The organism is candidate division WOR-3 bacterium (assembly GCA_039802205.1).
Lineage (GTDB): Bacteria > Hydrothermota > Tepidihabitantia > SM23-42 > JAOAFX01 > JAOAFX01.
In genome coordinates this window covers 26,135-37,644 of the sequence record JBDRWD010000019.1, presented here as the reverse complement: position 1 = coordinate 37,644, position 11,510 = coordinate 26,135, and the positions used below count along the sequence as shown (strand labels likewise).

The 11,510-nt window shown below is 41.8% G+C and carries 7 protein-coding genes; 6 read left to right on the top strand and 1 reads right to left on the bottom strand.

What is annotated here, in order from left to right; all coding sequences use genetic code 11:
• The first annotated feature begins 331 nt into the window (after positions 1-331).
• The 6 genes from ABIL39_05795 to ABIL39_05770 all read left to right on the top strand — a co-directional run bounded on the left by ABIL39_05795 (position 332) and on the right by ABIL39_05770 (position 10,824).
• Positions 332-2,122, top strand: a complete 1,791-nt coding sequence (locus tag ABIL39_05795; GenBank protein ID MEO0165631.1) for an ABC transporter ATP-binding protein — start codon at positions 332-334, stop codon at positions 2,120-2,122.
• Positions 2,122-3,828 (top strand): ABC transporter ATP-binding protein, encoded by a 1,707-nt coding sequence (locus tag ABIL39_05790; GenBank protein ID MEO0165630.1) that lies wholly within the window; start codon positions 2,122-2,124, stop codon positions 3,826-3,828. The genes ABIL39_05795 and ABIL39_05790 overlap by 1 nt, the downstream gene beginning before the upstream one ends.
• A 114-nt stretch (positions 3,829-3,942) precedes the next feature.
• Positions 3,943-6,621 (top strand): DUF2723 domain-containing protein, encoded by a 2,679-nt coding sequence (locus ABIL39_05785; protein MEO0165629.1) that lies wholly within the window; start codon positions 3,943-3,945, stop codon positions 6,619-6,621.
• A gap of 1 nt (position 6,622) precedes the next feature.
• On the top strand, positions 6,623-7,579 hold the full coding sequence (locus ABIL39_05780) for a tRNA 4-thiouridine(8) synthase ThiI (GenBank protein MEO0165628.1): 957 nt from the start codon (positions 6,623-6,625) through the stop codon (positions 7,577-7,579).
• Positions 7,580-8,074 carry an HIT domain-containing protein gene (locus tag ABIL39_05775; GenBank protein ID MEO0165627.1) on the top strand — a complete coding sequence of 165 codons (495 nt, stop codon included), beginning with the start codon at positions 7,580-7,582 and terminating at the stop codon, positions 8,072-8,074.
• Between the two features lie 98 nt (positions 8,075-8,172).
• Positions 8,173-10,824 carry a DUF2723 domain-containing protein gene (locus ABIL39_05770; GenBank protein MEO0165626.1) on the top strand — a complete coding sequence of 884 codons (2,652 nt, stop codon included), beginning with the start codon at positions 8,173-8,175 and terminating at the stop codon, positions 10,822-10,824.
• Here ABIL39_05770 and ABIL39_05765 read toward each other — a convergent pair.
• A complete protein-coding gene (locus tag ABIL39_05765; protein ID MEO0165625.1) occupies positions 10,821-11,432 on the bottom strand; it encodes a hypothetical protein in 612 nt (203 codons plus the stop codon). The two genes, ABIL39_05770 and ABIL39_05765, sit on opposite strands and share 4 nt — an antisense overlap.
• Between the last annotated feature and the right edge of the window lie 78 nt (positions 11,433-11,510).

Here is an 11,510-nt window from a genome sequence, read left to right as displayed (position 1 = left end):
TTAGTGACAATAAAATCTATGGGCAAATAGGTGCGGGCATCCCATAATTTCAGTCTCGGACAAGGTTTTGATTGATCCCTTCTCGTAGGGCAAGGCTTTAGCCTTGCATAAATAAAAAATGCCAACCTGAAATTCTTGGGTGGTAACCGGTAAAATGGTAGGCGCAGGCTTTAGCCTGCGGATAAATGTTTTTAAATCTTAGGGTATTTTACACCCTGTGCGGCTGCATCTAATAATCAAGCGCATAAAAATAATTTGAGAAAAAGCGGAGAGGACTCAGCTGGATACATCCTTGACGCATTAGGGATTTTGTGGATAATAAAAAATTGAGATGTGGTGGCACGAGGAAGAACCGACATTAGAGGATGAAGATAGAGCGCGGAGGGATATCCGTTTAATCCAGAAGTTTGTTCCTTATTTCAAGCCATATATCAAAAAGATAATCATTGCAATTTTACTCCTGCTCATTTCCACCCTGCTTGCGCTCATCGGTCCGGTTTTGATTAAAAGGGTGATTGATTATGAGATTCCTCAGGGTAATGTTAAGGGGCTTGTGGTGATTGCCTTGGGCTACCTGGTCATTCAAGGAGCGATTATTTTAATTCGCTATTTGCAGCAGATAGAGATAGCGATGATCGGTGAACGGGCAATAGCCGATTTAAAATTTGATTTATTCAAACATGTTCTCACCTTACCCGTTGTTTTCTTTGATAAAAATCCGGTAGGTAGATTGATCACCCGAGTAGAAGGAGATGCGGAGACACTGAAGAATCTATTCTCTTCTACCGCAGTAGTGCTGGCACAGGATGTGATATTACTTTTAGGCATGTCCATTATCATGATGATAGTACATTTTAGATTATACTTATTGATTTTAATCCTTTTCCCTGTCTTTCTTTATGCCTTTTGGTGGTTTGGGAAACATGTCCGACCGGTTTATCTCAAACTCCGTAAAAAGATCGCCGAGATAAATAGTTTTGTCATGGAGACCCTCCGTGCCTTACCAGTAGTCCAGAGTTTTCGGCAGGAAGATAATTTTCTAACAAAGATCAACAATCTGGGTCAGGAGAAATTTGACCTGGAGATGAAATCGATGCTCTACTGGTATCGGATTTGGTTTCTGGTGGACCTGGGTGAGATAGTGGGTATCATTTTGATCCTGGGGATAGGGGGACTATGGGCATTGAAAGGTGCAATAACCATCGGTACCCTCTTTTTATTCGTCAATTATCTTACGAGATTTTTTGGTCCTTTGCGCGGTCTCTCGGACCAGATTAACCTCATTGAGCGTTCTTTTGCTGCGGCCGAGAGGATTTTCCATATTCTAAGATTACCTTCGGAATATGAAGATAAAATCGAAGAATGCATTTTTGAAAAATTGGAGAAAGGGATAAAATTCAAAGATGTGCGCTTCTCTTACGAAGACGAAGATTGGGTATTGAAAGATCTAAATTTTGAGATAAAGAAAGGCGAAAGAATCGCATTGGTGGGTGCGACCGGCGGGGGCAAGACTTCAATTGTTTTCCTTTTGTTGAAGTATTATCAACCCATTCATGGAGAGATTTTGATTGATGATATAAATCTCAGAAAAATAAATCGCTACTCCTTACGCCGGCGCATTGGCTTTGTCCCCCAGGATGTAGTCCTTTTTCCCGGCACCGTCTTGGATAATCTCCGTCTTTTTCATAAAGAGATCCCACCAGAAAAAGTTTTAGAAGCAGCAAAGAGGCTCGGGATCCATGAAAAGATATTGCAACTACCCCAGGGCTATGAGACTGATATCATTGAACAAGGGATAAATCTTTCCTTTGGTGAACGTCAATTATTATCCTTTGCCCGGGCATTGATTTTTGATCCGGAGATAATCGTCCTGGACGAGGCAACCTCGGCGGTAGACCCGCAAAGCGAAAAGATCATTCAAGAAGGACTCAAAGAACTTCTGCAGCAGCGGACGGCGATAATCATTGCCCACCGGCTCACCACTACCCGACTGGCTGATCGGATCTTGGTTATCCATCAGGGAAGATTGGTGGAGGAAGGCAGTCATGGCGAACTTTTAAAGAAAAAAGGGTTTTACTGCCATTTTTATCAACTCCAGTATCTGGACCAAAGGATTGAGTGATGAAAACAATTATTAACTTCTGGCGACAACGTCCGGCGCGTTTTCTCTTTTTAGTCCTCTTTACTGGTTGTTATACATTTCTCGTTTTATTATTTCCTTATCTGTTAAAAGATATCATAGATGGTATCCAATCAGCTTTTAGTCCCACACGATTGTTAAATAGCATTGTGATTTTGAGTATCATTGGCTTACTCCGTTCTGTTGCTGGAGTCTTCCTTCCCTATAGCCGGGGTCGAACCAATGAAATTTTTAACCTCCAGGAACGGAATAATGTCTTCCGGAGAATCATCAAACAGGGGCACAGGTTTTTAAATGCATTCCCGGCAGGTGATGTATTGGAAAGGATAGATTTAGACCTAGGGGAATTATCTTGGTTTGCTTGTTCCGGGATTTTCCGCCCTTTAGAAGGAATATTCACCATCACCTTTGCAATCTATTTTCTGTGCCGGATTGAATGGCGGCTCATGCTTATCGCTGTTCTTCCCATGTCCCTTATCATTTTTGGTTATCAATATTTTTCACCAAAACTCTACCAATATTTTAAAAACTTGCGGGAGGTGATTTCTCTGATACATAGCGATCTCCAATCGAACTTCTCCGGTATCCGTATCATCAAGGCGTACAATCTGGAGGCACAGAATGAAGCGGTGTTCAAAAAATTACTACAAAGAAGAATTGATTCGGCAAAAAAAGTCTTCCGGATGGAGTCTTTGCTGCAGAATATGTTTGTCTCAGTAGAAGAGATCGCTATCGTGCTCGTTTTATTATGTGGAGGAATACTGGTTATTAAACATGTAATCACCGTGGGAGGCCTCATTGCCTTTATGGCTTATATTTTAACCCTACTCCATCCCATGATTGATATTGCGAACTTTTTTGTGATAAAAAAGCGTGCCGAAGTCCAGGTAAAGCGGATTGAAGAGATAAAGAACTATCCACCAGAGGTGCAGGAGACGGGAACGAGAACAGATTTTAGTTTTAGCACAATCCGTACCGAACATTTGGGTTTTGCGTATAAAGAAGATTCACCTCATGTGTTACGAGATATCAATATTCTCATCCCCGCGGGCAAGAAGATAGGAATCGCAGGAAGGGTGGGTTCAGGCAAAACCACGCTGTTGAAACTCCTGCTCCGGTTAGCCGAACCTATGGAAGGGCAAATCAAATTAAATGGTTATCCTATCACACAACTTGATTTGAAGAAGTATCGTGCTTTGTTTTCCTATGTCTCTCAGGAACCTGTGCTATTTTCGGATACCATATCCAATAATCTAACCTGGGGGAGAGATATTCCAAAGGAAAAAATAGAGAGCGTTATTGAAATCTGTCAGTTGACTGAGTTTATTAAAAATCTCCCAAAAGGTTTTGATGAATTGATTGGGGAGCGTGGGTTAAGGCTATCAGGCGGTGAAAAACAACGGCTGGCGATTGCCCGGGCGCTGTTAAACGAAACCCCAATCCTGATTCTTGATGATGCAACCAGCAACCTTGATGCAGAGACTGAGAAAAAACTCATGCACCGGATTTTTAAAATTCTGGGAAAGACTATCATCATAGTTTCACACCGTCTGGCTGTTCTTGCAAATTGTGATTATATCTATCTGCTTGATAAAGGTAAGGTCGTAGAAGAAGGACCGCCCGGACAATTGCTCAGAAAAAAAGGATGGTTCTGGCGGTTGTACCAGTTTCAATTGGCAGATCAGTAAGGGTTTTCAAGGCAAATCCAAATATACAAAGAATTAAAATTCATCTCGGAAGCGGAATTTCTCCGCTACTTGACAGAAGGGCATTTTTGATTATCATTGAAGGCTGGAGGTTTTATGGACCTTGATAAACTGGAGAGATTACTCCTTTTTATTATTTTAATTTTTACCGGTGGCGTTTATTTATATACGATGGCACCGACGGTTTCTTTCTGGGACTGTGGCGAATTTATCGCCTGTTCCTATACTTTGGGGATTCCCCATCCACCGGGCACACCGCTGTATGTGGTCATCGGCCGGGTCTGGTTGATGCTGGTGGGTTCAGTTGCCAGCATCTTTTCTAAAGAGGTCGCCTGGCATATGAATCTCATCGCCGTAACCTTTACCTTATTATCAGTATTTCTTTTCTATCGTATTTTGTTGAAGATATTCAGATTTTGGTCTAGGAACGAAAAAAACCTCACTCAACTTTTGGTGGCGTTTGGCACAACCCTTTTAGTCAGTTTCTTTTATACGGTCTGGGAGAACGCGATTGAGACCGAGGTTTATGGAGCATCAACCTTCGTTTTTTTGCTGGCAAATTATATCGTCTTGCTCTGGTATGAGAGTGTTAAAAATGGGCAACCGAAGAATAATTACCTATTGCTCTCCTTTTATTTGATATTTCTCACCACCGGTATTCATCTCACTCCATTTCTTGCCTTTTTACCGATATATGTCTTCATTTTTGTCGTAGATCGACGCTACTTAAAAGACTGGCTTTTATTGCTGTTTGGTTTTTTTCAGATAATTCTTTTCTTCCTTCTCTTCATTGCACCCGAAAATCTTTATACCCCTTCAATCATCCTGCTCTTGTTCATCATTCTTTTGGGCATCATTCTGCCTCTGAATAACCCGAAGAAGTATGCCCACTCGGCCTTTTTCTGGTCAGGCATTATGCTGGTAATAATTGGTGTCTCCTCAGAATTATATCTACCAATAAGGTCAAAAAAGCTGACTGAGTTATACAAAGATAAAGCCGTTCAGGAAAGATACCTGAAAGGTGAGAATATTGCACCCCGGATAAATGAATGTGAACCGGGTGCGAGTTTTAAAGCCTTTGACGATGCTCTGCACCGGCGGCAATATGGACCCCAGTATCTTTTGCCCCGTAAAACCCAGGAAAAAACCGGCTACAGCCTGATTGAAGGTTATTTCTGGCAGATGGCATTATTTATCCGGTATCTTTCCTGGCAGATTGCACCCGAGAGTTTGAACAGATTTTTGCGGGCGATCCTTCTTACCATCTTTTATTTTATGGGTATATGGGGGATGGTGGAATTGTTTAAGCGCGAAAGAAAATTGTTTATTTTTATGATGCTGATATTCTTCATGCTTACCTTTGCGATGGTAGGCTATTTGAATTTACGATTTTCTCCAAGCGATGCTAATCCCAAACATCAGGAACGAGAAGTCCGCGAGCGTGATTATTTCTTTCATACCTCGGATGTCTATTTTGGTCTTTTGATCGGTTTGGGCTTTTATGCCTTTGTAGAATGGTTGAAAAAAGAGACGAAGAATAACCGTTATGCCCAAACAGGTGCTTATGCAGGTATCATTGTCTTTGGCATAATCCCTTTCTTCACCAATTTACCTTTGAACAACCGCTACGGAAATTTTATCCCCAAGGATTATGGCATCAATATGCTCACTTCTTGTGATAAAAATGCCATTGTTTTCACCAATGGGGATAATGATACATTTCCATTATGGTTTGCCCAGGAAGTGTTAGGTTATAGAAGGGATGTCATCGTCGCCAATCTTTCGCTCATCAATACTGATTGGTATATCCGGCATTTGAAATACTGGGGAGCACCAATTACTTTCAGTGAGCATACCATAAACCGATTAACACCCCAGATGACGCCAGACCGCCGGATAATATATGTTAAGGATATAATGATCCGGCATATCATTGCAACCAATGCCGGTATCGAACTGAAAGACCGGGATTATTTCATCCCCCTTGATGAGTTCGCCCGAAAATATATGAAGAGTTATAAAGAGAAAAGGCCCATCTATTTTGCCTCCACCGTTTCTCCCGAAAATTATAAAGGGCTTGACCCTTATTTAAGACTGGAAGGGCTGGTCTATCGGGTGACCAGCGATAGTATGGATATGACTTACAATGTGGATATTGAAAAAACCCAAGACTATTTTTTCCGGCGCTTTCGTTACACCGGACTCTTTAAGCCGGAACATTATCCATTTCTTGCTCAAATCTTGGATAATTTTACTGAAAGAAAGAAACAGGGTGAATTCCCTGATTATTACGTAGCAAGGGATGAAAATACCGACCGGCTTTACACCAATTATGCTGCCGGATTATTCGGTTTAGGACTGGCGTTACAAGCCAAAGGCGATGTTACAGGGACGATAAATGCCTGGCGTTTTGCGATGATTTTTGAACCTGCCCAGCGCTTTCCTTTCGCATATAATCTTGGACTTCTTTATGCGCAGATCGGTATGCTGGATTCGGCGGATGCGATGTTTGCCCAGGTGAAAACCAATGATCCAGCGAATCTGATGCGCTTGGGCATGGTGTATCGTTCTCTGGGGCGGTATGAGAAGGCACTTGAATATTTCCAGTCGGTCGTCACTGCCCAACCCCGCAATGCCCAGGGTTATATGGCGCTCCTTGCTACATATCTTGATATGCATGATACAACCTCGGCGAAAAAGGTAATAAGACAATGGTTGATGATCAATCCGACCGATACCTCGGCACTTAACATGTTAAAAGAATTAGGAGGTTAGTATGGCAAAAGCAGTGGTTCTATATTCGGGCGGACTGGATTCAACACTAGCACTGGAACTGGTTAAATCATGGGGGATTACTGTTTATCCACTCCACCTGACCCACGAATTTCTGCCAGGCCGGGAATTACCCAAAATAGCAAAATTGAAAATAATTGATATTACGAAGGAGTTGATCGAAATCATCCGGTCCCCCAAATATGGCTTCGGAGAAAATCTCAATCCCTGTGTTGATTGTCGAATCTTGATGTTGAAGAAAGCAAAGGAGTATATGAAAGAAGTGAAGGCAGATTTTGTTGTGACCGGTGAAGTTCTGGATCAGCGACCTTTTTCCCAGCGGATGGAGATGCTCAATCTGGTTGCTAAGAAGGCAGAATTAGAAGGATTGGTGGTTCGCCCCTTGAGCGGCGGGCTTTTGCCTGAGACTCTTCCGGAGAAGAAAGGATGGATCAAACGGGAAAAACTGTTAAAGATTCAAGGGCGTTCCCGACGGCCCGCCCTTACTCTCGCTGAGCAGATGAATATAACGGAATTCCAGACGCCCAGTGGTGGTTGTCTTTTGACTGATCCTGGCTTTTCCCGCCGCCTGGCAGATTTGATGCGTTATCAGGAGAAGATCGCTCCGGAAGATATCGCATTATTAAAGATCGGACGCCATTTTCGGCTGGGACCGGAGGCGAAGCTGGTAGTGGGTCGGGAGGAAGAAGAGAACGAAAAGCTTAAAAAGTTTATGTCCCTGGCACAGTATCTGTTATATGTGCCGGATACCGGTAGTCCTTATGGATTGCTTTTGGGTAATAGGGATTTTATCAAATTATCCGCCCAGATCGTCGCCCGATACAGCGACAAAAAAACCGAACCCCAAGTTGAAGTCTGGTACAAAGAGAAGAGAAAAACGGGTAAAGTCAAGGTCGCTCCAATAAAAGACGAAGAATTAAATAATTACCGGATCGGTTAAATGGAAAGACTCTGGGCACCTTGGCGCATGGAGTATATCAAAAATCCGGGCAAGGAATGTTTTCTCTGTCGAGCATTAAATAATAAAGATCCCGAACAGGTTTTGATACTCGAAAGATGGGAATTTGGTTTCATCATCATGAACCGCTATCCCTATAATAATGGGCATCTGCTCATTGCACCTATCCGGCACATCGGACATGTAGAAATGCTAAATGACGAGGAGATAATCACCATTCATCGTCTCCTCACGCGGGCAATAATGGCACTAAATAAACTGATGCATCCCGAAGGGTTTAATATTGGCGTAAACCAGGGAAAGGTTGCGGGTGCCGGACTGGTTGATCATCTTCATTACCATCTCGTGCCGCGTTTCATGGGTGATACCAATTTTATGCCGGTGCTCGGTGATACAAAAGTGATATCCGAAGCTTTAGAAAAGACCTATCAACATCTTAAGCGAGAACTAAAGAGATTGGATTTTTTAAGTCAGTAATTGAATAATTTAGCGTGCAGGGTACTATAGGCGGTTTTCTTAAAAGAATAGGGAGAGGAGATAAGATTCGGTTTTTCCAATTAGAAAATATACTGATTTTGTTTATCTCCCTCACCGCTGGGCTCTTTTATCTATTTACTGTTGCTCCCACTTTATCCTTCTGGGATTGTGGAGAATTTATAACCTCTGCTTATACCCTTGCCATACCCCATCCGCCGGGAACCCCGTTTTATGTAGTTCTGGGCAGGGTATGGATAATGTTAATGGCACTTTTCTCCAGGATTCTACCTATCTCCAGAGAAGTGGGCTGGCATATGAATCTGCTGGCAATTTTCTTTTCCCTGGGATCGATTTATCTTGTCTATCGGATAATATTAAAGATATATAGTGTAAGCAAATCAGGGTTGAATAAAATCCAAATCTGGTCGGCATTTGTCGCCTGTTTAGGAATGCCATTTTATTTCTCAATATGGTGGAACGCGGTGGAGACCGAAGTCTATGCCCCGGCAAGTTTTTTCTTTTTATTGATAAATTATCTCGTCATCCTATGGTATGAGAGTATCAAAAAGAATCAACCAGAAAATCGTTATCTCCTTTTGGCCTTTTATCTTATCTTTCTGGCTACCGGCATTCATCTTGTGCCATTTTTGCTGGTAATTCCTACCTATATTTTTGTATATACAGTCAATCGGAAGTTTCTGAAGGACCGACTTTTCCTGCTACTGGGTATATTTCAGGTGGTATTATTTGCTTATCTGTTTTTACTGCCGGATAATCTTTTAATTCCAGCTGCAGTGATACTGATTTTGAGCCTTGGAGTCGGGATTGTGCTTTCATCAATTCCTCATACAACAAGAGAGAATTGGGTATTCTTCTGGGGTGGTATATTTCTCATCATTGCTGGAGTGAGCACGGAATTATATCTTCCGATGAGGTCCAAAGTGCTAACAGAATGCTATCGGAATGAAAAAATTACAGAGAGGTATCTCAACGGTGAAAATATTGCACCACGCATAAACATGAACGAACCCGGAAGAAGCCCCTCGGCTTTTTTTGGTGTTCTCCACCGTTCTCAGTATGGTATGCAGAAGATATTGCCCCGTCAGACCCAGGTTCGGGGGGCAAATCTATTTGAGGGTATTTACCATCAAATTGCCTTATACTTCCGTTATCTCTCATGGCAGATTGCACCAGAGTATTTAAATGGTGTCCTTAGATTGTTGCTCCTGGGTATCTTCTATCTTTTAATAATAAATGGCATAATAACACTGTTCCAAAAAGAACGAAAACTATTCATCTTCCTCGCCTTGATAATTTTCTTTGTTTCGATTGGCATCGTGGGTTATCTGAATCTAAAATTCTCGCCTTCAGACCCCAATCCCCATCATCAACCCCGAGAAGTCCGGGAGCGTGACTATTTCTTTCATACCAGTTTTCTCTATATGGGATTGCTCGTTGCTTTGGGTATTGCCGCTTTTTTGGAGCGGATAAAAAATTATAAAATCCAAAATGTTCTCATAACTCTTTTCTTACTCTATACCCTTTTGCCCGCCTTTTTCAATTATTCATTAAATAGCCGATATAAAAATTTTATTCCGCGCGATTATGGTTATAATCTACTGATGTCCTGTGCACCAGATGCGGTGCTTTTTACCAACGGTGATAATGATACATTCCCATTGTGGTTTGTGCAAGAAGTTCTGGGCATAAGACGCGATGTCATTGTCGCGAATCTTTCACTTCTCAACACCGACTGGTATATTCGGCAGTTGAAATCATGGGGAGTGCCGATAAGTTTTGATGAGCGGACCATCGAGGCAATCTGTGACCAGGGTTATTTTATTTCCGAGGATAAAAAAGTTATGTATGTGAAAGATATAATGATTCGTAATATCCTGGCGACAAATGGAGGAAGGAATTTACATCCCCAGGATTATTTAATAAAAAATCAAGATTTTGCCCAGAAATTTTTAAAAAACTACCAAGGTAAACGTCCGATTTACTTCTCCTCGACGGTTGATTATAATGACTATGCTGGTTTTGAACCTTATTTAAAGATTGAAGGAATTGTCTATAGGGTAACCGGTGATAGCATTCCCTTCCCTCAGCATATTGATCTCGAAAAGACCTGTGAATTATTTTATCGTGTCTATCGCTACACCGGGTTTTTTGCACCTCAAAGTTATCCAGTCCTGGCACAAATTCTTTACGATTTTGAGAAAAGAAAAAACGAAGGTGAGTTTTTTGGCTATGAAGTAATAAAGGATGAAAATACTTTAAATCTATACTACAACTACGGAATTGCCCTTATTTACTTAGGATTCCTCTTCCGGAATCAGGGCGATTTTGAAGCGACACTCAGGGCCTGGCGGCTGAGTCTGTTACTGGGATCGTTGGGCAAAGAAAGTTGGAAGCTTTACTACAACCTGGGTATGCTTTTCAATCAGTTGCGATTACCAGATTCGGCAGATGCCTATTTCCAGCGCATTGATAAAAAAGATGCACAACTATTTGCTCAGATTGGTGAATCCTTCCGGATGAACCAGGATTATCCACGGGCAATAAAATATTTCCATGAAGCCCGGCGGATTAATCCCCGCAATCCTTCGGCTTACAGCGGACTGATAGATACCTACCTGGATCTCAATGATACTGCTTCGGTATTAAAAACTCTTGAAGAATATCTCCTTTTCAACCCCAATGATACAAATGCTTTAATGCTTTTGAAGGTTTTAAAACATCATGATTAGTCTTGTTTCAAAATATTGGTGAGCGTCAGAAAATACTTTCTCACAATTTGTTTATTAGCGGTCGGAACCTTTGCATAGAATGTATCTACCTCGGCATGAATCTCCTTGTTCTTCTTATACGCCTCAAGGGACTGACGAAATATTTCTTTCTGGGCCTCCGGCACATTTGGGTCCTTTAACATCCTTTCAATTTCTGCTATCTGAGTTTTAATTTCAGTTTCGCTTTTCTGGAGTTCGGCTTTCATTGAATCGTAAATAATTGCGGCGTAGGCGAGCATCGTCTTGGCATAGGTGGGCCAGAATTCATTCCAACCCATGCCGGCTTCTCGCAATTTAGCCTCAAGGGCTGCCATTTGTCTATTTAAGGTACCCACCTCCTGGAGGGTGGTAAAGGCATCATCTGGACTAACATTGAGAAGGGATTCCTTACCTTCTTTATTTACAATTTCCACAAAGGTAGGTAATACCTTGAGGAATCTCTGGATTTCATTTTCTGTTAAAATTTCCAGAGCGATTTCTGGTTTAGACTGGACACTGCTGGGAGTTGGTTTTTGCGGACCACCACAGTATACCAGTAACATTGCGAGCATTGGCAGAAGCCTTTTCATTTTACCCCCTTTTTGATGACTATTATAGTTATTCACAATAAAAAGTCAATATTGTTGACAATAAAAAAAAATTAGTTA

Excerpts from the sequence above, each read along its gene's own strand:
- ABIL39_05795 (MEO0165631.1), top strand. The coding sequence starts at position 332 with ATGTGGTGGCACGAGGAAGAACCGACATTAGAGGATGAAGATAGAGCG.
- ABIL39_05790 (MEO0165630.1), top strand. The coding sequence starts at position 2,122 with ATGAAAACAATTATTAACTTCTGGCGACAACGTCCGGCGCGTTTTCTC.
- ABIL39_05785 (MEO0165629.1), top strand. The coding sequence starts at position 3,943 with ATGGACCTTGATAAACTGGAGAGATTACTCCTTTTTATTATTTTAATT.
- ABIL39_05780 (MEO0165628.1), top strand. The coding sequence starts at position 6,623 with ATGGCAAAAGCAGTGGTTCTATATTCGGGCGGACTGGATTCAACACTA.
- ABIL39_05775 (MEO0165627.1), top strand. The coding sequence starts at position 7,580 with ATGGAAAGACTCTGGGCACCTTGGCGCATGGAGTATATCAAAAATCCG.
- ABIL39_05765 (MEO0165625.1), bottom strand. The coding sequence starts at position 11,432 with ATGAAAAGGCTTCTGCCAATGCTCGCAATGTTACTGGTATACTGTGGT.